The organism is Vreelandella venusta (assembly GCF_007989605.1).
GTDB classification, from domain to species: domain Bacteria; phylum Pseudomonadota; class Gammaproteobacteria; order Pseudomonadales; family Halomonadaceae; genus Vreelandella; species Vreelandella venusta.
The window spans coordinates 330936-351270 of record NZ_BJUL01000002.1 but is presented as its reverse complement, the minus strand read 5'-3'; the positions used below and the strand labels follow the sequence as shown (position 1 = coordinate 351270).

The following is a 20335-nucleotide window of genomic DNA, read 5'->3' as shown; positions in this document are numbered from 1 at the left end:
ACTAGTGCAACGGCGGCTTACTGACAAATGCAGGGGTGTCAGGCACTTATCTAAATGGGATAATGGCGCGGGCCAAGCTGCATAGTCATCCAACGAAGATCGGTAAACTCCTCGATTCCGGCCTTACCGCCAAAGCGTCCATAACCGCTCGATTTAACGCCTCCAAAAGGCATCTGGGGCTCGTCGTGCACGGTGGGGGCGTTGATATGGCAAATACCCGACTCAATACGCTGGGCAAACTGCATCGCCCGGGCGGTATCGCGGCTGAAGACGGCGGCAGAAAGGCCATATTCACTATCGTTCGCCACGCGCAGGGCTTCCTCCTCATCCTTGACACGCATCAGCGCCACCACCGGGCCAAACGACTCTTCGCCATAGAGGCGCATCGCCTTGGTAACCCCATCGACCACGGTAGGCTGCATAATGACGCCTTCGGCCTTACCACCACAGGCTAAACGAGCGCCATGCCGTTGGGCGTCGTCAAGCAGGGTGTTGAGCTTCTCGCCCGATTCGCGATTGATCAGCGTACCCAGCGCGTTACCTTCTCCCCGGGGATCGCCCGCGCGCAGCGCTTGTGCTTTGCGAGCCAGTTTTTCGACGAAGGCATCAGCGACCGCATCCACCACAATCAGCCGCTCAGTGGACATACAGATCTGCCCTTGATTGAAGAAGGCACCAAAAGCAGCCGCCTCAACGGCAGCGTCCAGATCCGCATCGTCAAGCACCACGAACGGCGCTTTTCCGCCCAGTTCCAATAGCACTGGCTTAAGATGACGCGCTGCTTTTTCAGCAATGATGCGCCCCACCTGGGTAGAACCAGTGAAGTTGATACGCCGTACGGCTTGATGCTCGATCAAGGCCTCGACGACCTCGGCGGCCTGTGGCGGCGCATTGGTCACCACATTAACGATGCCATCGCCCAAACCAGCCTCGATCAGCACCTCCCCAATCAGATGATGCGTCGCGGGGCACTGTTCCGAGGCCTTAAGAATCACTGTATTGCCACACGCCAGAGGTGTTGCAATGGCACGAGTGCCCAAAATAATCGGCGCGTTCCAGGGAGCGATCCCTACCACCACGCCGCAAGGAACCCTCACGCCCATCGCTAAACTGCTGGGCACGTTAGAGGGTATTACTTCGCCGCCGACCTGCGTAGTCAGCGACGCCGCCTCCCGCAGAATGCTGGCGGCGACCATGACGTTAAAGCCTGCCCAGCCTGGCGTAGCGCCGGTTTCATCTACCATGCGTTCGATAAAGTCGGCTTGGCGCGCCTCCATAATCTCTGCCGCCTTGAGCAGCTTGGCGCGCTTTTCGCCAGGGCCCGTCGCTGACCAAGCTGGGAAGGCACGGGCTGCAGCCTCGGCGGCAGCCTGAGCATCGCCAGCCGATGCAGCCGCTATACAAGTGACAGTTTCTCCGCTTAGCGGGTTGGTGTGCTCGAAGGTGGCAGACGCGTGAGCTGGGCGTAAATGGCCACCGATAAGCAGGTCGAGAGTGTTCATGGCGTATTCCTAGAATGTAAATGGTAAGGCTGATTGCGGTTGCGCCAAGACTTATTATTCACACTGATCGCGTAACGTTAACGCTTTCTCGTAGACAGAACGAGCGCTATCCAAGCCCCTCTGCTCAAGTTGCTCTAGATAGTTTTCAGTGCCTTGCTCAAGAGGGGGAGCCCAGGCGGGGTCATTAAGTGGATCTTCCACTGCATAGATAATATCACCTTGAGCCAACGCCTCTTCACGACCAGCTTTGTCAATATCATCAAATACTTGACCAGCCTTGCTAGCCCATGCCATACCGCTATTGTTATCAATCACTGCTTTTAGTTCAGGAGAGAGGCGATCATAAGAGGCCTGATTCATAGTGGCCACGAACGTACCTGTATAGTAGGGCAACTCCAAATGATGATTCACTAACTCATTGATACGAAAAACCGTCATGGCCTCCCAGGGGAAACTCAATCCATCTATCACACCACGCTGCAGTGACGTATAAATATCTGGCGCAGGAATACCCACTGGGTGCGCACCCATACTGGTGAGCATTTCCCCGGCTACCTCGCTGGGATGACGCATCCTCAGGCCGGCTAAGTCAGCGGGCGTTTCAACTGCGGTATCTTGAGTATGTAAATAGGCTGGCCCAGTGGTGAATAGAAATAGCGTATGGGCATCTTCATACTCCTCGGCTATATCACCTTCATCATAGAGTGTCTGTAAAATGCAGGCCCCTTGCGATGCGCTAGTCGATACGCCAGGAAGTTGCACGATTTCGGAGAGAGGGAAGCGGCCGGAAGTATAGCCTTGTACAGTAATGGCAATGTCAGCGATGCCATTAACCGCTGCCTCGTAAGCTTTGTCAGCCTTGCTCAATGTTTGAGAAGGGTAGACTTCTACTTTTAACTGGCCATTCGACTCCTGCTCGACTTGTTGCGCCCAGGCTTGATAAATTTCCTGGTTAACCGTCGAACTGGCAGGCCACAAGTGGGCCATGCGGAGTGTCGTATCAGCATTAGCCGACGTAAATAGAACGGCTGTCGATATGCTGACTAACAGTGGCGATAGGGTTCTTATCATGAGGGTACTCTCTGTCATTGTTATTACCTTCATTGTTTGGCGTGATTACAACGCCCCTTGGATATAGCTTCGTATCAAGGCTCTATCGTTGTCGTCGGCACCTCCAGTAATATCGGCCGGGAAGCCTTCAGCGCCCGGCATAGTGCATCCTCGAAAGACTCAAGCGTCTCTGTACGAATCGCCTCAACACCATAACCCCTTGCCAATTCACAAAAATCTAGCCCCGGAACATCAAGTCCTGGAGCATCTTCAGCATCCAGCAGCCGTGAGAACCAGCGTAGCGCTCCATAGGTGTCGTTTTTAAGGATGATAAAGACCACTGGGACGTTGTACTGGGCGGCGCTCCACAACGCGCTGATAGCATAATTCGCCGACCCGTCACCGATGACCGCGATCACCTGCCGATGGGGCTGAGCTAGTTGGACGCCCACTGCAGCGGGCAAGCCAAAACCGAGCCCGCCTGCCGCCGGAAAAAAGTAGCTTCCAGGGTGGCGCATCTCAACGCGCTGCCAGAAAGCAGACACTGTCGACGTCGACTCTTTAACGTAGATCGCGTCCTCTGGCGCGAGGGTATTAAGTGCGTCAAAAACACTCTCCGGCGCTAGACGCCCAGTGGAAACCGCCTGAGACGATGGCAAAGGAAGAGGATTAGGCAGCGCACGGTCACTTTGTGGTAACAACGGCAGCAGCGCTTCCAGCGTGGCATAGATATCGCCAACGAGAGCATTACCCACCGGAGCGCGGGCCGCCTCTTGCAGGTCGCCGGTCAAATGCAACAATGTTGCACCTTGAGGTAGATAACGACCCGGCGCATATTGGTGATAACGAAACACTGGCGCGCCAATCACTAATATTAAGTCATGGCCGTCCAGCTTATCCGAAATGCCCGAAATGGCTGCCGGTAACACACCACGGAAACAGGCATGGCGTGTTGGAAACGGGCAGCGCGAAGCAGACGGTGCCACCCATACCGGCATACAGAGTCGTTCGCTCAGCTCTACGGCCAGTGAATTGGCACGAACGGCATCCACCTCCGGCCCCAGCACCAACACAGGGTTATGCGCTTGTTTGAGAGTTTCAGCCAAGGCTTCCAGCTGGGTGACTGACGGTAAACCGGCATGGCTAACGTCGTGCTGAACGACTTGGTCTGCGTCATCTTCAAGTTCGTGATCCCAGTCATCATAAGGAATCGAGACATAGACCGGCCCCCGGGCGGGCAGGTTAGCCATGTGAATCGCCTGACTCAATGCCCGCGGCACATCCTCTGCACAGGCAGGCTCGTAGCTCCATTTAACCAATGGGCGTGGAAGTGACGATGCATCAACATTCGCCAGCATCGCTTCCACACCGATCATAGAGCGCGCCTGCTGGCCTGCCGTAATGACCAACGGTGAATGTGAATACCAAGCATTGGTCAGCGCTCCCATCGCATTGCCGGTACCTGCGGCTGCATGTAAGTTGACCAGAACCGGCTGCCCGCTGGCCAGAGAGAAGCCGTCGGCCATGCCAACAACCACGCCTTCATGAAGGCCAAGAATGTAACGAAAGTCTTCAGGGAAGCGCTTTAGGAACGGCAGTTCATTAGAACCAGGGTTACCGAAAACAGTGTTGAGCCCCTGCCGACGGAGAAGCTGGTAAGTAATAGAATGTACGGTTGACATATTTGGCTCTAGTGTGAAGACATTTATTTCACACTAATTGGCCTTTAAACATCCATCAAATCAATATATGTTCTATAAAATATAAATGGTATCTATTCCATGGCGGCTATTGATCTAAATCTGGTAAGGGTATTTGTCACTCTCTTTGATGCCCGTAGCGTAACGGTAGCAGCGGATCGTTTGAACGTTACTCAGCCATCCGTAAGCTACGCGTTATCGAGATTGCGCGACCTGTTTGATGACCGCCTTTTTGTACGGTCTCGCGACGGCATGGAGCCGACCTTTACAGCGATTCAGCTCTACCCAACGCTGCGCGACTCGCTCGCTCAGATCGACAGTACGCTGGAGGAAAATCGCGAATTTGCTCCGCACTCTTCACATAGGCGATTTCGACTAGCGCTTACTGACCTCGGTGAGCTGGCACTATTGCCACGAATTCTCTCTTATATGCACACCGAGGCGCCAAATGTTGAGCTTGAAGTCATTGCTTTGGAAATCGACAAGGTTGAAGAGTGGCTGGCAGCAGGGAAAGTTAATGCGGTCATTTGTAGTAGGCCTATTACTGCCTCTGGCGTGGAGCGCCAAATCATTCTCAAGGAGCGATACGTTTGCCTGCTGAATCGTCAGCATCCAAGTATTGATGATCATCTCAGTTTGGAGCAATTTATGGATGCTAAGCATGCTGTAGTTGCTGCTTCGTCAGGGCATGGCCTGGCTGAAGATGTGTTGGCAAGACTTGGGTTAAAACGCAAAGTTAGCCTCGTGGTGCCCCACTTTTCCATTTTACCAAGAGTCCTACAAAAGAGTGACTTAGTAGTGATTTTACCTCAGCAAATTGCTTCTGCCTTTGTAAATGAAGCACCTCTAAAAGCACTTGAGTTACCATTCGAAGTGCCTCCATTCGACGTAACACTATACTGGCAGGCGCATACGTCGCGCTCACCAGCTCAACGTTGGTTTTGTGAAAGCATCATTACCGCCATCACTGATAAACAGTAATTTTCGGCAAATACAAGCAGCCTTCGCAAGCCCAGCTGTTTTTTCAACACTTTAACTTCTTCATATAATATAAGTTTAAACATCAACTCAACACCAACGAAATAGAGCACAACATCTTAATAAAACACCGCTTCCAGCCTTTCCCTTAGAACAATTAACGGCTACATTGTTAACTACCAAAATAAACGCTATCTATAAACAACCCTCAAATCATCTATTTGATTTATCAATATACAGAACGGTATAAGTGATAGCTAACAACCCATTGATGGATGTTTATCAGAGCAACTCAAAACCATCTAAAACGCTCACTCCGTTACAAAACAAGCCAAACCAAAAAAGTATATACGCAGATTTATCAAGAGGAAAAATAGTGGATAACCCAATCAGGCAAGAACCTAGCATCGCCATCCTTGGTGCAGGCGCAATGGGCGGACTAATAGGAGGGACCCTTTCCGAAGGAGGCGCGGACGTTACTCTGATTGACGTTAATGCGGAGCATGTTGTTGCTTTGCGCCAGAAGGGGCTCAAGCTCAAGACGGATAAAGGAGAGCGTCTAATTCCTGTCCCGGTGCTTTTTCCTTGGGAAGTAAGTAAAACCTATGACCTTATTATAGTTTTTACTAAAACAATGCACACCAAGTCGGCAATAACAGCAATACGTTCAGCAATAGATTCTAATACTGTTCTTTTAAGCTTGCAAAATGGGCTTGATAACAAGCTTTCTCTTATGGAGTTTGTCGATCAAAAAAATATTATTATTGGTATTACTACTTATCCTGCAGACATGAAGAAACCAGGGTGCGTAGAGTCTCATGGTGAAGGCATTGTCAGGCTAGCCGCCGCCTCATCTTCGGTTGCGCCACCGATACTTAATTATATACCTGAGTTCTTCACAAACAGCGGGATAAAAACCATTGTTGATCCTGAGGTAGAGGTGGCAATTTGGGAAAAAGTGATATTTAACGCCGCTTTAAACGGCCTTTGTGCAGTCACTAGATCAACTGTTGGCCAAGTAGGCGATCATGCAGATACTAGAGCAATTGCATTTCAAATTATTGGTGAGCTTTGTACTACTGCCCATGCATGCGGCTTTGCTATTCGGCGTGAACGTATAGAAAAAACAGTGAACGAAGCGTTAGAGCACCACAGCTCTCATAAGCCGTCTATGCTCCAGGACGTGCTTGCAAGAAGACCTACCGAAATTGAAGCTATTTGTGGCGCTGCCGTACGCCGTGCGGAAGAACACAGCATCGCGGTGCCTGTTACCCGCACTATTCTGGGGCTTGTTAGGCATATTGACTGGCGCTTAGAAGTGGCTACATCAGTTGATATGCATAAAACTATTAAGTAGCTAGCTCTACATGTTGTTTTTTTGCCAACAAAACACACCAAAAGCCGCCTTCCAATAGTCCAAGGCGGCCGCAGAGTAAAAAAATACGATTATTTAGTCTGCTCAGTATACTTCTCTACCAAGCGTGTCGCCTCATCACAGAGCCATTGACCATCAAAACCTCAGTTAATCCACTGAGCCGTGGCTGTCTCAGCCGCCGCCTGCCAGCGCGTCTTGACCGATGAGCTGTGCTTCACGAAGCCCGGCATTATCGTTAATCACCTGTTTCAGCTCCGGCGAAAGTGCGGCATAGCTCGCCTGGTTTAAGCCCAGCACCAGCAACAAGCGCACAGGGGGCGAGAAGGGCGCATGTTAGCTGCAATGGTTCTCAATGCGAACCCTGCTCTGCACTACGCACCCAAGCCCTACAATAAAACCTCCATATATCAATTAAAATGGAGGTGATTCATTTCAATATCAATATAAGCCATTGAATTTAAACAACTTAAAACCATCAACACTTTGGTTTAATTATAAATTGTAACTAAATAATCCACCTTTCTATTCAAAATCAGCCAGTAGTTCAGGGTAACGCAACCCAATCAACGCATGCTCACGCATCAGCATTTCTGCCCTCGCCCCCTCTCCCTGTTTAAGTGACTGAAATATAAGCTCATGATGAAACTGCGCTAATTGCAACTTTTTAAACTCTCGCTCTAAGTCATCGCTATCAATGATGATTGAGTCGGCGGCAGCGAAAGGAAGGTGATTATTCCTTGCAATGGCATCCGCCACGACACCGCTACCGATGGAGTGAATGATAATGCCGTGAAAATGCGCATTAAGCTCGCTCCATTGATTGATATCGGACTCTACAAGGTAGCCTTTGGCGATTAGCTTTTTCCCTTTTTGGATCCAAATACCCAGCTCCTTAGCGACACCTGGCGGCAGCCCTTGCTCCGCCAGGTGCCGAGCGGCCAGCCCTTCCAGCACCCCACGCACCTCAACCGCGCAGTGCACATCCGCCTGGGTAAACTCACGCACCATAAACCCGCGCTTGCCCGCCTGTTGCAGCAACCCCTCCTGCTCCAGAGTGCGAAAAGCCAGTCTTACCGGCGTTCTCGAAACCCCCAACTGCTCCGCAACCGCGACTTCACCAAGGCGCTCCCCAGGAGCGCATGCCCCCTCACTGATCAGCTTTCGCAGCTGGCTGACGACACTTTTATCGTTATTACTCATTTGTTTTTCTCTCGTATCAACACTGTTTTGCAATTAGCTGGCGGAGCTATACGAAGGTATAGGTTGACGGCAAAAACCTTCCTAGCCTTTACTTTGGATCCAATAAGCATAATTACAACACTAAACCAAAAAGGAGTTTACCGTGACTCAACAAGCCCCCTTTCCTTTAAATACCTGGTACGTCGCCTGCACCCCAGAAGAGCTTACAGAGAAACCGCTTGGGCGTACTATTTGCAATAAGCAACTAGTTTTCTTCCGCGGTGACGAAAGTCGCGTGGCCGCCGTGGAGGACTTTTGCCCCCACCGTGGTGCGCCGCTCTCTTTGGGCTTCGTGCGCGATGGCAAGCTGGTGTGCGGCTACCACGGCCTTGAAATGAACTGCAGCGGTAAGTGCGACAGCATGCCCGGCCAGCGGGTTCGCGGCTTTCCTAGCAATCGCGCCTACCCCGTTGAAGAGCGACACGGCTTTATCTGGATCTGGCCCGGCGACCCCGAGAAAGCGGACGCCGATCTGATTCCCGAGCTGCACTGGGCCAACAACCCGGACTGGGCATATGGCGGCGGTCTCTACCATATTCAGTGTGAATATCGCCTGATGATCGACAACCTCATGGATCTTACCCATGAGACCTATGTGCACGCCTCCAGCATCGGCCAGCCAGAGATAGAGGAAGCCGCACCGGAAACAACGGTTAACGGTAGCGAAGTGATCACCAGCCGCGAGATGGAAAATATCCCCGCACCGCCTTTCTGGCAGGCCGCTCTAAGGGGTAATGGGCTTGCTGATGATGTCCCCGTTGACCGCTGGCAAATTTGCCGCTTTACCCCTCCTAGCCATGTGCACATCGATGTCGGTGTGGCCCACGCGGGCAATGGCGGCGCTAAAGCACCGGCAGATGTAAAAGCGTCCAGCATCGTGGTCGACTTTATCACTCCTGAGAGCGATACCTCTATCTGGTACTTCTGGGGCATGGCCCGCAACTTCAAGCCGGAAGATCAGGCGCTCACCGACAAGATCCGCGAGGGCCAGGGCAAGATCTTCGAAGAAGATCTTGAGATGCTCGAGGCGCAGCAACGCAACCTGCTCAAATACCCCGACCGCCCACTGCTGAAACTCAATATTGACGGCGGGGGCGTACAAGCGCGCCGCATTATTGATCGCATCTTAACAGAGGAGCAGGCCGAGCAATCCCAGGAGGCAATGGCATGAGTCACCCCTCTCTATCGCTTATTGTCGAGGTAAAAGCTCGTCACGAGGAGGCGCTGGGCATTGCCACCTTTGAGCTTGCCGACCCGCATGGTCGACCGCTGCCCCCCTTTAGCGCCGGCGCCCACATTGATGTGCAGGTGAAAGAGGGAGTAATTCGGCAATACTCGCTGTGCAACCACTCTGAAGAGCGGGATCGCTATTTGATCGGCGTGTTGCGTGATGAGGCCTCCAGAGGAGGCTCCATCGCCATGCACGATGAGATTAAAGTGGGCAGCCTGCTGCTCATCAGCGCCCCCAAAAACCACTTCCCGCTTAAACCCGCAAAGCGCACTTACCTACTGGCGGGCGGGATTGGCATCACCCCGCTGCTGTGTATGGCGGAGCGTTTAGCGCGCACCGATGCGGATTTCGAGCTGCACTACTGCGCGCGTTCCGCCGAGCGCATGGCTTTCCGTGAGCGTATCAACACATCAGGTTTCGCCGATAGATCATACTTCTACCTGGACAATGACACCGCGTCCCCAACCCTCGATTTGGAAAAGCTGCTTAGTGAGCCCGAGGCCGATGCCCAGGTTTACGTCTGCGGCCCTAGCGGATTTATTAACGCCGTCCTATCAACAGGTAAACAGTGCGGCTGGCCAGCCGACCAACTAAACACCGAGTACTTTTCCGGTGCTGAGACAACATCTGCTGACGACGGTAGCTTTGAAGTGCGCATTGCCAGCAGCGGCGCGTCCTTTACCGTGCCCGCCGATAAAACCGTCTACCAAGTACTGGCTGAAAATGGCATCGACATCATGGTCTCCTGCGAGCAAGGCGTTTGTGGCACCTGCCTAACCCGTGTGCTCGAAGGCGAACCCGACCATCGAGATTTATACCTGGATGACGATGAACACGCGGCCAACGATCAATTCACGCCCTGCTGCTCCAGAGCCAAGAGCAAGACCCTTGTGTTGGATCTTTAAACAGTCTCAAGACAGCTTCAAAAACAATCATAAAAACGAGCCCCGTTGACTAGATATCAGGATATCGACAATAAAAAAAATACCCACCCACCTAGCCAAGGCGACCCTGTTTGGCGTGTTCGCCATTTCATTCGCGGCCCCCGTCGTGGAAGCCAGCACCACACTGCGGGTAGCGCACGTCTGGCCGGGCGGCTCCATGATAGACCGCGAACTTTTTCAAGCCTGGGCTGAAAGCGTCGAAGAGGCGTCGAATGGGCAGCTGACAGTAGAAGTGTTCCCCAGCCAGACGCTGGCGAAATCGGCTCAAACCTACGAAAGCGCGGTGATGGGCATCGCCGACATTGGCGCTTCCGCCCAGGGCTATACCGCAGGCCGCTTTCCCCTCACACAAGTCGTCGAGCTGCCGGGGGTATCAGCAAGCGCCCGCCAAGGGGCCTGTATACTCCAGTCGCTTTACGATCAGGGGCATTTTGAACAGGAGTACGCCGATACACGCCCCTTGTTCTTGTTCACTACCGGCCCAGGTTACCTGCACACCAAAAACCAGCAGATTGAAACACCCGCTGATCTTGAGGGGCTTCGCCTACGCCGCCCCACGCCCGTGGTGGGTGATATGTTCGAGCGCCTTGGCGCCCAAGCCGTGGGCATGCCAGCGCCGGATGTGTTTACCTCTATGCAGCGTGGCGTCGTCGACGGCCTCAGTTTCAACTGGGAAGGCATGAAGACTTTCCGGCTGAACGAACTGGCGCAGTACCACACCGAAGTCCCCCTGTATGACCTTTCGCTGTTCGCCACCATGAACCAGCGCAGTTACGACAGCCTGCCGGCCGATTTGCAGCAAGTGATTGATGACCACAGCGGCTTGGAGTGGTCGCTGCGCGCAGCGGAAGTTTACGACGAGATGATACGCCAAGGGCGTGAAGAAGCCGTCGAGGCCAGACATGAGTTCGTCATCATCAAAGATGCACTTAAAGATTCTGAATGGGACCCGGTGCTACAGCAAACCATTGATGGTTACCTTGAGGAGATTGGCGGCTCCGCCAATGACATCTACGAAGCTGCGATGGGTTTACAGGAGAGCTGCTCGGCTTAGGTTTGAAGATATGACAAAGGGGCAGCCAGCGCAGGCTGCTCGGCGCTTTTACACCTAGAATGCTTACCCACTGAGCTTAACTCAATTGATAAGCAGCATATTCCCCGTATAGCATGCCTATCACTAACCGCCCAACGGTTCCTTTTAAGACATCTCTCCTTGTATATAATAAGCGCCGCGGACGCGCCTTGGTTCTACTCAAGGCGCTAAGAATCACACTGCTGTGAACCGTTTTATCAAACAATCCTGCGGTCTTTACCTAGGACATTCACTCACTCAATAACTGCTTAATTTCCTGAATTTTGCTTTCAAGATCTTCTTTCTGAGCTTCCAAGTACTCTGCGTCAGCCAAACCAAAATATGGAATTGATGGCCCAAATATTCCACTACTAGGCTCTAGAGCCGCAAGACGTTCACTTACATTTTCAATCTGTGAACTTAATTGTTGTGTAAAGTTATTGTTACAAACACGGGGAGTAGACCACCTCAAATGGCTAGGCACCGTGATATCCTGGTCGAATGCCGACTGACGCGACTCCATAAACTCAGCACATAACTGCGCGAACTCCTCAAGGTGATCATCCAGTGAGGATTGAAGAGTCGCTATTTTTTCTTGTGCTTCATCAATTTTAGCCTGTTGCTCTACCTCTCTCGCTTCGGCATCAGCTTTCTGCTTAGCCTCCCTTGCCTCACTTCTCGCCTGCCGAGCTGCTTCGCGGGATGGTTGTGCAAGTTCGCTGACTCGCTCTCCCAGCTCCCTGTTTTCAAAGTGTGAAAGCTCTATTTCCATTGGGTTTAGTTCACTGACTTGAAGCCTGTCACGCAGATCCGTGCGACAGTCAGCTTTGATCCTTCCAAGATACTCATCTGGGATATCTTGGACGATTTCATCTTCCAGCCCTGCAAGCAGGCGCACACAATCTTCTGTATTGCTCAAAATGCGGGGAGGCAATGACTGCCCATAGGCTTCTTCATGCTCACCTAGCAATGCAACAAGCTGTTCATCAGTTGCTTCAGGAACGCTATCACCACATGCAGCCAGCAACAGGACAGACGAAAAAGCAAAACAGCGTGATATATTCAAAATTCACTCCTTTGAATCAAGTATAAAAAACGCAGCAATTGTGCGATTTCTTCCACAGTAACAATTTTTACAGCACGAGCCCGACCTAAAAGCTAACTATACCTTTGAAAAATCACCATGACTATACTGGCCAAGCATCTCTTGATAGCCGCCTCACTGGCAATATTATTACCAAACACTTAGACATTTTTAATTAGCCTTTAATAAGGACATGCAAACTAACATCAGTCCCATAAAAGCGAATACTACGCCACGCTGAGTGATGAAGGGCCTAAAGTAAGTATTTAATAGAGCATGCTTAGCTGGGAGGTCATCGCATCAGGCACATAAAAAACGCCGTGACATCGTCACAGCGCTTTTTTGCAGGGGCGAGAATAACTACTACTCAAAAATCAAAAAACACCGTCTCGCCTTCACCCTGCAGGCGGATATCAAAGCGATAACGCACCTTGCCATCCACCTCTTCGCGCTTAGCGATCAGCGTTTGGCGGCGCGCCGGTGACTCGATGCGTGATAGCACTGGGCACAGGGCGTTCGCTTCAGCTTCATCGTCAAAGTAGAGCCGCGTTTGCAGATGGATGTTCACTCCACGGGCAAACAGCGCCAGATTAATGTGTGGCGCCATTAACTGGCCGCTGGGGTGCTTCACCGCGCCGGGCTTGATGGTGGTTAACGACCATTCGCTACCGTGATCGAAGGTGGTAGCGGTGCGGCCAAAGCTATTAAACGGCTTTTTTAGATCGTAATCGGCTTGGTAGTGGCCGTTAGCATCGGCCTGCCACGCTTCCACAAAGGCATCGCGCACCAGGTCGCCGTTACCGTCGATAACGATACCCACCACTTCGATATGCTCGCCCTCGGCGTCGGGCTTGGCCATCTCGTTCCAGATCTCTTCGTCCCGCACGGGATTACCGGCAGCGGCCAGGGCAAGACCAATATGCACGTAGGGGCCCGCGGTTTGCGAGGCGGTTTCCCGCAGCATCAGGTCGCTGGTCGGCTGGCTGTTAGGCTGATTCATGATCTATCCCCTGCCCTTATTGGTTTTCGAAGAAGGTTTGCAGCTCGCCGCGCACCACCACATCAAAGCGATAGGCGAGGAAGTCCATCGGCTTACTATGCGCCATATCGAGCCGCCCAATCATCGTCTCAACCGCAAGAGGATCTTTCAGTGTGTGCACGATCGGGCAAAGCGGGATCAGCGGGTCGCCTTCAAAGTACATCTGAGTGATTAACCGGGTAGAAATTGAAGGTCCGGTGACTGAGACATGAATATGCGCAGGGCGCCAGCTGTTCATGTCATTGGGCCACGGGTAGGGACCGGGCTTGATGGTACGGAAGCGGTACATCCCCTGCTCATCCGTCAAACAACGCCCTACACCGCCAAAGTTAGGGTCTAGCGGTGCTAGGTACTTATCATTCTTATGCCGGTAGCGCCCACCTGCGTTGGCCTGCCACATCTCAACCAGGGTGTGCGGTATCGGCTTACCAAACTGATCGACCACTCGGCCAAACATCATAATCCGCTCGCCCTGGGGTAACCCACCCTGACTCGCATCCTGGCGGAAGTTCAGCAGCAGATCGTTATCATGAGGCCCCATGCGCAGGTGGCTAAAATCCGGACCGGTCAGTTCAGACACAGTCGGTTGCTGCATACTCACCAGCGCCTGCTGGGGCGAACGCGCTACCGAGGTTTTATAGCCCGGCGCGTAGGCAGGCGGATGCCAGCTGCGGTCGCGTTCCACAAAGCGCTTATTGTCGTGGGTCATCACCCTTACCTCTCATCAAGTATTGTGATTCGCTACTCGCCCCAGCCCAGCTCTTTAGCGAGGGCAAAGGCGTGATTGGCCGCCGGGACACCGCCGTAAATCGCTACGTGCATCAGCACCTGCCGCAGTTCGGCCTCAGACAGCCCAATACGCTTAGCAGTTTTTAAATGCAGCGTTAGCTCTTCCCGGCCGAGGGCGGCGAGGATACCGGTGGTAATCATGCTGCGCTCGCGGCGAGTAAGGTCGCCGTTGCTCCACAGCTCACCCCAGGCAAAGCGGGTAATCATCTGCTGGAAGGGGGCATCCAGGCTGTTGGCGTTAGCGGTAGAGCGCGCAACATGCTCTTCTCCCAATACCTGCTTGCGGGTTTCCAGGCCTGTGGCGTAGGCCACTCCATGGTTGGCTACGTCACCTAAGTCAGTCGCCATAAGTGCGAGCAGTCTCTCAGCAAACAGCACCGGAGCCTCTACCGACGGCACATGACCCACACCGTCAAATATCTCCAACGGTGCGCTGTCGAGTTCCGCAGCCAGAGCTTCCAGCGTCGCGGGCGGAGTGGCCATATCTTCACTGCCGCCCAATAGCTGTACCCTGACCTTATGAGGAACCTGCTTACCTGAGAGCTTGCCAGTAAAGGTATCGCGGCCGAGCATTTCGCACAGTTGGGCGTAAGATTCATCGTCGCCACGGCCCATCTGTGTGCACCAGCCCGCTTTCAGCGCAGGGCTTGCTTCAAACGCCTGTGGTGCAAACCAGCGCGGCACGATCTCTTCAGACATAGCAGCCAAACCTTCTTGGCGCACCCGCCCTGCGCGGGTGTTCCAGAGATCAGGATTGCCGATCACTGCGCCGGTATTGGTCAACGTGGCAGAGAGCAGCCGATCGCTATGCTCAGCAATCAACTGCTGGCCAACCACACCCCCAATGGACGTACCGGCAAAGTGAAAGCGCTGCGCGCCCGCAAGTTCTACCAGCGCCAATGCCTCCGCCGCTAGGTCAGCAGGGGTGATTTGTGCACCGCTGACCGCTTGGCTGGCACCGTGGCCGGGGAGATCCCAGGTCAGCACCCGATAGCGAGCCAGCAGTGCGGGAATCACGTCATCCCATACTGCCTGGCTCATGCCCAAAGGATGCGCCAGTACGACCAGCGGGTTCACTTCTGCGCCGAGCAGGCGATAAGCCACACTGCGGCCATTGATAGTATGAAAGGCCATGCTACCTCCGTTAAACGCGTTCAATCAGCGTGGCGATACCCTGGCCCACGCCTACACACATGGTGCACAATGCATAGCGCTTGCCGCTGTTTTGCAGCTCGTGAGCAGCGGTCATTAACAAGCGCGCACCGGACATACCCAGCGGGTGACCCAGGGCAATCGCGCCGCCGTTGGGGTTGACGCGAGGGTCGTCGTCTTTAAGGCCCAAGTCGCGCATACAGGCCAGCGCCTGGGCGGCAAACGCTTCGTTGAACTCAAACACATCGATATCGTCCATGGTGATACCGGTACGTTTGAGCAGTTTTTGCACAGCGGGTACCGGGCCATAGCCCATGATGCGCGGCTCAACGCCAGCGGTGGCCATGCCGATGATTTTCGCCATCGGCTTAAGACCGTGTTGCTTAACCGCGGCTTCGCTGGCTACCAGCATGGCGGCAGCACCATCGTTAACTCCCGAGGCGTTGCCAGCGGTGACGCTACCGCCTTCACGGAACGGCGTGGGTAAACCGGCCAGTTTTTCCAGGGAGGTTTCGCGCAGATGCTCGTCCTGATCAAAGACCAGCGGTTCCTGCTTACGGCGCGGGATCTCGATGGCGGTGATTTCCTGGGCAAAGCGCCCCGCTTTTTGGGCGGCGGAGGCTTTCTGCTGGGAGCGCAAAGCAAAAGCATCCTGATCTTCACGAGAGATAGCGAACTGCTCGGCGACGTTTTCGGCGGTTTCCGGCATCGAATCCACCCCAAACGCTTTCTTCATCAGCGGGTTGATAAAGCGCCAGCCAATGGTGGTGTCTTCGATCTTTTGAGTGCGAGCAAAGGCGCTATCGGCCTTGCCCATCACGTAGGGCGCTCGCGACATCGACTCTACGCCACCGGCTAGTGCCAGTTCCATTTCGCCTGCTTTAATCGCACGAAATGCCGTGCCCACTGCGTCCATTCCCGAGCCACACAGGCGGTTCATGGTCGTGCCGGGTACCGAGGTCGGGATGCCCGCCAGCAGCAACGACATACGCGCCACGTTGCGGTTGTCCTCTCCCGCCTGATTGGCACAGCCCATAAACACTTCATCAATGGCGGCCGGATCAAGATCCGGTGCTTGTGCCAACACAGCTTTAAAAATCGTTGCGGCAAAATCATCGGGGCGCACGCTGGCCAAGGTGCCAGCGAATCGACCAATGGCAGTGCGGCGCGGGTGGCATAAATAGACATCACTCATACAAAGCTCCTTATTCACCCGCGTGGGCCCGTTCGGTGCGTGCTTTCAGTTCGCGCAATATTTTAAGCTCGTTGGGATTCGGTTCCGGCGTGCTCTCTAACTGTTCGGCAAAGCGTATATCCCAGCCGGTCGCATCAGTCACTTTTTCACGGGTGACGCCAGGATGCAGCGATACCACTACCAGCTCTTTGGTATCCGGATCGGGCTTCATCACGCACAGGTCAGTAATGACACGGGTAGGGCCTTTGCCAATATTAGGCACGTTATCGCGCCCCTTGCCGTCACGTCCAAAGCCTAGCGTGGTGATGAAATCGACATCTTTCACAAAGGCGCGCTTGGAGTGCTTCAGGGTAATAAACACTTCACCAGCGTTGGTGGCGATTTCTGGCGCACCGCCGCCCCCTGGCAAACGAACCTTGGGGGCTTTGTAATCACCGATCAGCGTGGTATTGAGGTTAGCAAAGCGGTCGATTTGTGCGGTGCCTAAAAAGCCCACGCTCACTTTGCCGCCCTGCAGCCAATAGCGGAACATCTCTGGCACGGCCACCGTGGTCAGCGCTGACTCGCACAGCTCACCGTCACCAATAGAAAGCGGCAGAATCTCAGGCTTGGTTTGCAGGGTGCCGGACTCATAAATTAGCACTACCTCAGGCGCGTGGGTTAGGCGTGCCAAGTTGGCGGCTTCAGAAGGCAGACCAATACCGACAAAACAGGTCATGCCGTTTTCTAACGCACGGGCAGCGGTTACAGTCATCATTTCAGAAGAGGTGTATTCCTGGCTCATTAGGCTTGCTCCTCTGCACCGTAGATATTCTTGTCGATCCATTGCGTAAAGGTATCGCGGTCACGTGCAATGGCATCCCACTCTTTATAGAAGCGGTTGCTGCGACCGTAGTAGCCATGGGTATACGAAGGCAACGCGCCCTTTTCTGCCACGGCAACGGCACTAATCGCCCAGCCAGGAATCACGCAGGCATTGGGATGAGCGTTCAGGTCATCGACTATCTCTTCCACGGTGACAATGCTGTGCTTAGCAGCCAGCACCGCCTCTTTCTGTACGCCAACAATACCTTCTACCAATACATTGCCTTGGCGATCCGCCCGCTGGGCGTGAATGATCGAGACATCTGGGCGCACTGAGGGCACAGCGGCTAAGCGCTCCCCCGTAAACGGGCACTCAATAAATTTGATTTGATCATTCACGCTCGGCAGCTCACTTCCGACATAGCCACGCAGCACAGCCATTGGCAGGCCAGCAGCCCCAGCCTCAAAGGCACAGGCCATCGCAGCATGGCTGTGCTCAAGAATCTCAATTTTGCACGGCCAGCCTTTCTCAACTGCATCACGCAGCCGGTGAAGCGAACCCACGCCGGGGTTACCACCCCAGGAAAAAATCACTTTCTTGGCACAGCCAGCGCCGATCAACTGGTCATAGATGATATCGGGGGTCATGCGGATAAGCGTCAGATCACGCTTTTTCTGACGGATCACTTCGTGACCCGCGGCAAACGGAATCAAGTGGGTAAAGCCTTCCATGGCAACGGTGGCGCCATCTTCGACGTAGCGCGCTACCGCGTCATGCAAGCTGAGAAACTCGACCATGATGGGTGCCTCTTAACGGTTAGCAGAATGTTCGTTTTGCGAACATAGATACTCTATACGAACAATTTACTGCCGAACGCTAATGGGGTCAAACTCATTGGCGACCATCAAACTCCCGTGCCGAACCCAGCACCTACATCAAAAATGAACATAACATTTTGTTTTTAAATAAACTTAATGCATTTCCAGCCATTTTTTGGCACGCATCACCTGGACTGCGCCGCTACCAAGGTATAAAGCAGGGTCACAGGCATTACACAGTGCATCAGTGTCTACGTTTCCTTTCACATCATGATGCTCGGCAAGCACCTCTGAATAGGGGCGTGCTTCCCGGCGCGAGGTTTCTGCCGCTTCCGCGCTAACTGCTTTGGCTCTCTCAACCCCTAGCGTAGGCGCCAGCAAACGTGCCACGGGCTCGGCCATGATGCCGCCACCGGTGGCTGCCAGATTGCGCTGCATGTGATCAGGGTAGATCTCGAGTCCCTCCAGCAGCGTGGCTACTTGCTCAAGCGCGCCCTCTACCAGCAGAGCGCTCTCCATCAGCGGCGCCCATTCCGCATGCCACTCGCCTAGCCCACGCTCCAGCGGCTGGGCGACGGCGTTGATCAATACGCTGGTGTGGCCATGCACCTGCCGTGCGGCGCCGCGAATCAGCGCGCTGCGTACCGGGTTGCGTTTATGAGGCATGGATGACGACTCCCCCATCCCTGGTGCCGAGGGTTCCGCCACTTCACCGACTTCGGTTTGTGTCAGCAGCGCTACATCCAGGGCGATTTTTTCAGCAGCTCCAGCGACAGCGTCTAATGCCGTGCCAAGGGCATGAATGGGGTAGCGGTCGGTATGCCAGGGCAGCACCGGCACCACCAAGCCCAACCGTTCGGCCAGCGCATCCATCCATTCCAGCCCTAGGGTTTCCCAGCCCGAGTGCACCCCCACCGCGCCACCAAACTGAACGGGCAGTTCCACCTCATCCAAACGGCGACGACTCTGCTCCAAGCCGATTGCCCAGTGGGCCACCTTTACTCCAAAGGTGATCGGCAGCGCCTGCTGCATCAGGGTGCGCCCCACCATGGGCGTGCCGATATGAGTGTCCATTAGTTTTAACGCCGCTGATCGGCAGCGCAGCAGTAACTTATCTAGCGCCGCCAAGCGTGGCTTAAGCAGCAGCATCAGCGCGGAGTCAACTACGTCTTGGCTCGTTGCACCTTGGTGCCAGTAGCGTTTGTGCTCATCGGCGAGCAGCGCACGGCTCTGTTTAACGAAGGGAATCGCCACATTGCCACCGCTAGCGATACCCTCGGCGATCTCAGCAACAGACAAGTGGGCGTGCTCAAGCTGCTCTCGCATTTGCTGGCTTACGCCATCAGGTACAGCTCCGCTGGCTTCCTGGACCTCGGCCAACGCCAACTCAAAGGCCAGCATGGCACGCACCATGGCGGCGTCATCACATTCAGCGACGGCGCGCTGGCTCATAAAAGGGTGCTTAAAAAATGCGCAGGGCATGGTGGGAGGCTTCCTATTAACGCTATCCAGCGCCCCACAATAGCTTTCATGCGGGGCTCAGGACAAAATTGTACAGATGTTCGCCATTCGAACCACACATTAACTAGGTAGGCGTGAACTCACAAGCGTCACCCTTCTTCGGCAGGTAGGTTTGCGAATCAACATGAACTGATTTTTGCTTACAATGACGGCTTTACTTCATCAGCACACACGTAGCGCATCACCATGTCGGTAACGTGTTGTTCTAATTTATGCTGGTTCTCTGGAGCTGCTTGTTGCCAGTCAAAAATACGCGAAAAGGTGTGCTGGTTAGAAACATTAAAAAATGATAGAGCGCTAATCAGCCAGTGCAATTCCCGAGGGTCCAAGCCTTCACGAAAACATCCCTCCTCTACACCGCGGATATAGACGTTGGTGAGCACATCAATTACCCCAGCATTGAGTGATTGGATCAATTTTGACTGCGCTAAAAAGCGGCCATGATGGATATTCTCGATCATGACCAGGCGAATGAAGTCGGGGTTTTTAGCATGATGGCAAAAAGTAAACCGCACTAGTCGGCTAAGCGCCTCAAGCGGAGCCAAGTGATCAAGATTCAGCTCGGTTTCCTGTAGACGCACCTTCTTATAAGCAGCTTCCAAAGTATGCAGGTAGAGCGTCTCTTTATCGCTAAAGTAGTAGTAAATCATACGCTTGGAGGCGCGGGTTTTTTCAGCGATTTCATCGATTCGCGCCCCTGAGAGGCCCTTTTCTGAGAATTCGCGGGTAGCCACCGCAAGGATATCGGCCTGCACGGATTCAGGGTCGTTTTTACGCCGTCGCCGAGTGGCGGGAGGGCTGGTCTTGGTCGAAGGTGCTGTCATAGGGCGTGCCTTTTATT

At 53.8% G+C, this 20335-nt stretch carries 19 protein-coding genes; 5 read left to right on the top strand and 14 right to left on the bottom strand.

Features of this window, described 5'->3' with window-relative positions; translation table 11 throughout:
• Window positions 1-50: 50 nt before the first annotated feature.
• The 3 genes from HVE01_RS03835 to mdlC form a co-directional block, all read right to left on the bottom strand.
• Complete coding sequence (locus HVE01_RS03835; RefSeq protein ID WP_146942495.1) at window positions 51-1502, bottom strand: aldehyde dehydrogenase; 1452 nt, start codon at window positions 1500-1502, stop codon at window positions 51-53.
• 54 nt (window positions 1503-1556) lie between these two features.
• Window positions 1557-2573 (bottom strand): TRAP transporter substrate-binding protein, encoded by a 1017-nt coding sequence (locus tag HVE01_RS03830; RefSeq protein WP_146942493.1) that lies wholly within the window; start codon window positions 2571-2573, stop codon window positions 1557-1559.
• Window positions 2574-2647: 74 nt separating this feature from the next.
• Complete coding sequence (gene mdlC, locus HVE01_RS03825) at window positions 2648-4234, bottom strand: benzoylformate decarboxylase (protein ID WP_146942491.1); 1587 nt, start codon at window positions 4232-4234, stop codon at window positions 2648-2650.
• Window positions 4235-4333: 99 nt separating this feature from the next.
• Between mdlC and HVE01_RS03820 the strand changes: the two genes are divergently transcribed.
• Together HVE01_RS03820 and HVE01_RS03815 are read left to right on the top strand one after the other, a co-directional pair.
• Complete coding sequence (locus tag HVE01_RS03820; RefSeq protein ID WP_146942489.1) at window positions 4334-5233, top strand: LysR family transcriptional regulator; 900 nt, start codon at window positions 4334-4336, stop codon at window positions 5231-5233.
• 247 nt (window positions 5234-5480) lie between these two features.
• Entirely contained in the window at window positions 5481-6587 is a 1107-nt protein-coding gene (locus HVE01_RS03815) for a ketopantoate reductase family protein (RefSeq protein ID WP_146942487.1), read from the top strand.
• 189 nt (window positions 6588-6776) lie between these two features.
• Here the strand turns inward: HVE01_RS03815 and HVE01_RS19795 are convergent, their stop codons facing one another.
• Window positions 6777-6917 (bottom strand): hypothetical protein, encoded by a 141-nt coding sequence (locus HVE01_RS19795; RefSeq protein WP_186808800.1) that lies wholly within the window; start codon window positions 6915-6917, stop codon window positions 6777-6779.
• Window positions 6918-7127: 210 nt separating this feature from the next.
• On the bottom strand, window positions 7128-7805 hold the full coding sequence (locus tag HVE01_RS03810; protein WP_146942485.1) for a GntR family transcriptional regulator: 678 nt from the start codon (window positions 7803-7805) through the stop codon (window positions 7128-7130).
• 142 nt (window positions 7806-7947) lie between these two features.
• On the opposite strand from HVE01_RS03810, the gene HVE01_RS03805 reads away from it, so the two are divergent.
• From HVE01_RS03805 to HVE01_RS03795, 3 genes are all read left to right on the top strand, one after another.
• The gene (locus tag HVE01_RS03805) at window positions 7948-9015 is read left to right on the top strand and encodes an aromatic ring-hydroxylating dioxygenase subunit alpha (protein WP_146942483.1); all 1068 of its coding nucleotides are present in this window, start codon (window positions 7948-7950) and stop codon (window positions 9013-9015) included.
• Window positions 9012-9980 (top strand): PDR/VanB family oxidoreductase, encoded by a 969-nt coding sequence (locus HVE01_RS03800; protein WP_146942481.1) that lies wholly within the window; start codon window positions 9012-9014, stop codon window positions 9978-9980. Before HVE01_RS03805 ends, HVE01_RS03800 begins: the two co-directional genes overlap by 4 nt.
• A 115-nt stretch (window positions 9981-10095) precedes the next feature.
• Complete coding sequence (locus HVE01_RS03795; protein ID WP_244973766.1) at window positions 10096-11073, top strand: TRAP transporter substrate-binding protein; 978 nt, start codon at window positions 10096-10098, stop codon at window positions 11071-11073.
• 268 nt (window positions 11074-11341) lie between these two features.
• Here the strand turns inward: HVE01_RS03795 and HVE01_RS03790 are convergent, their stop codons facing one another.
• The 9 genes from HVE01_RS03790 to HVE01_RS03750 all read right to left on the bottom strand — a co-directional run bounded on the left by HVE01_RS03790 (window position 11342) and on the right by HVE01_RS03750 (window position 20318).
• Window positions 11342-12157, bottom strand: coding sequence for a hypothetical protein (locus tag HVE01_RS03790; protein ID WP_146942480.1), 816 nt, complete (start codon window positions 12155-12157; stop codon window positions 11342-11344).
• Between the two features lie 385 nt (window positions 12158-12542).
• Window positions 12543-13175 carry a protocatechuate 3,4-dioxygenase subunit alpha gene (pcaG, locus tag HVE01_RS03785; RefSeq protein ID WP_186808799.1) on the bottom strand — a complete coding sequence of 211 codons (633 nt, stop codon included), beginning with the start codon at window positions 13173-13175 and terminating at the stop codon, window positions 12543-12545.
• 16 nt (window positions 13176-13191) lie between these two features.
• Window positions 13192-13923, bottom strand: coding sequence for a protocatechuate 3,4-dioxygenase subunit beta (gene pcaH, locus HVE01_RS03780; RefSeq protein ID WP_146942478.1), 732 nt, complete (start codon window positions 13921-13923; stop codon window positions 13192-13194).
• 32 nt (window positions 13924-13955) lie between these two features.
• On the bottom strand, window positions 13956-15137 hold the full coding sequence (locus HVE01_RS03775) for an alpha/beta fold hydrolase (RefSeq protein ID WP_146942476.1): 1182 nt from the start codon (window positions 15135-15137) through the stop codon (window positions 13956-13958).
• A gap of 10 nt (window positions 15138-15147) precedes the next feature.
• Window positions 15148-16350 (bottom strand): 3-oxoadipyl-CoA thiolase, encoded by a 1203-nt coding sequence (gene pcaF, locus HVE01_RS03770; protein WP_146942474.1) that lies wholly within the window; start codon window positions 16348-16350, stop codon window positions 15148-15150.
• A 10-nt stretch (window positions 16351-16360) separates the two neighbouring features.
• The gene (locus tag HVE01_RS03765) at window positions 16361-17134 is read right to left on the bottom strand and encodes a CoA-transferase subunit beta (RefSeq protein ID WP_146942472.1); all 774 of its coding nucleotides are present in this window, start codon (window positions 17132-17134) and stop codon (window positions 16361-16363) included.
• The gene (locus HVE01_RS03760) at window positions 17134-17952 is read right to left on the bottom strand and encodes a CoA transferase subunit A (protein WP_146942470.1); all 819 of its coding nucleotides are present in this window, start codon (window positions 17950-17952) and stop codon (window positions 17134-17136) included. Before HVE01_RS03760 ends, HVE01_RS03765 begins: the two co-directional genes overlap by 1 nt.
• 174 nt (window positions 17953-18126) lie before the next feature.
• Window positions 18127-19425 carry a class-II fumarase/aspartase family protein gene (locus tag HVE01_RS03755; RefSeq protein WP_244973767.1) on the bottom strand — a complete coding sequence of 433 codons (1299 nt, stop codon included), beginning with the start codon at window positions 19423-19425 and terminating at the stop codon, window positions 18127-18129.
• 209 nt (window positions 19426-19634) lie between these two features.
• The gene (locus HVE01_RS03750; RefSeq protein ID WP_146942466.1) at window positions 19635-20318 is read right to left on the bottom strand and encodes a TetR/AcrR family transcriptional regulator; all 684 of its coding nucleotides are present in this window, start codon (window positions 20316-20318) and stop codon (window positions 19635-19637) included.
• Between the last annotated feature and the right edge of the window lie 17 nt (window positions 20319-20335).

What these genes read in the sequence shown, in the direction of transcription:
- mdlC (WP_146942491.1), bottom strand. Translation starts at nt 4,234, where the DNA reads ATGTCAACCGTACATTCTATTACTTACCAGCTTCTCCGTCGGCAGGGG.
- HVE01_RS03755 (WP_244973767.1), bottom strand. Translation starts at nt 19,425, where the DNA reads ATGAGCCAGCGCGCCGTCGCTGAATGTGATGACGCCGCCATGGTGCGT.
- HVE01_RS03775 (WP_146942476.1), bottom strand. Translation starts at nt 15,137, where the DNA reads ATGGCCTTTCATACTATCAATGGCCGCAGTGTGGCTTATCGCCTGCTC.
- HVE01_RS03835 (WP_146942495.1), bottom strand. Translation starts at nt 1,502, where the DNA reads ATGAACACTCTCGACCTGCTTATCGGTGGCCATTTACGCCCAGCTCAC.
- pcaH (WP_146942478.1), bottom strand. Translation starts at nt 13,923, where the DNA reads ATGACCCACGACAATAAGCGCTTTGTGGAACGCGACCGCAGCTGGCAT.
- HVE01_RS03750 (WP_146942466.1), bottom strand. Translation starts at nt 20,318, where the DNA reads ATGACAGCACCTTCGACCAAGACCAGCCCTCCCGCCACTCGGCGACGG.
- HVE01_RS03760 (WP_146942470.1), bottom strand. Translation starts at nt 17,952, where the DNA reads ATGGTCGAGTTTCTCAGCTTGCATGACGCGGTAGCGCGCTACGTCGAA.
- HVE01_RS03765 (WP_146942472.1), bottom strand. Translation starts at nt 17,134, where the DNA reads ATGAGCCAGGAATACACCTCTTCTGAAATGATGACTGTAACCGCTGCC.
- HVE01_RS03800 (WP_146942481.1), top strand. Translation starts at nt 9,012, where the DNA reads ATGAGTCACCCCTCTCTATCGCTTATTGTCGAGGTAAAAGCTCGTCAC.
- HVE01_RS03820 (WP_146942489.1), top strand. Translation starts at nt 4,334, where the DNA reads ATGGCGGCTATTGATCTAAATCTGGTAAGGGTATTTGTCACTCTCTTT.
- pcaG (WP_186808799.1), bottom strand. Translation starts at nt 13,175, where the DNA reads ATGAATCAGCCTAACAGCCAGCCGACCAGCGACCTGATGCTGCGGGAA.
- pcaF (WP_146942474.1), bottom strand. Translation starts at nt 16,350, where the DNA reads ATGAGTGATGTCTATTTATGCCACCCGCGCCGCACTGCCATTGGTCGA.
- HVE01_RS03810 (WP_146942485.1), bottom strand. Translation starts at nt 7,805, where the DNA reads ATGAGTAATAACGATAAAAGTGTCGTCAGCCAGCTGCGAAAGCTGATC.
- HVE01_RS03830 (WP_146942493.1), bottom strand. Translation starts at nt 2,573, where the DNA reads ATGATAAGAACCCTATCGCCACTGTTAGTCAGCATATCGACAGCCGTT.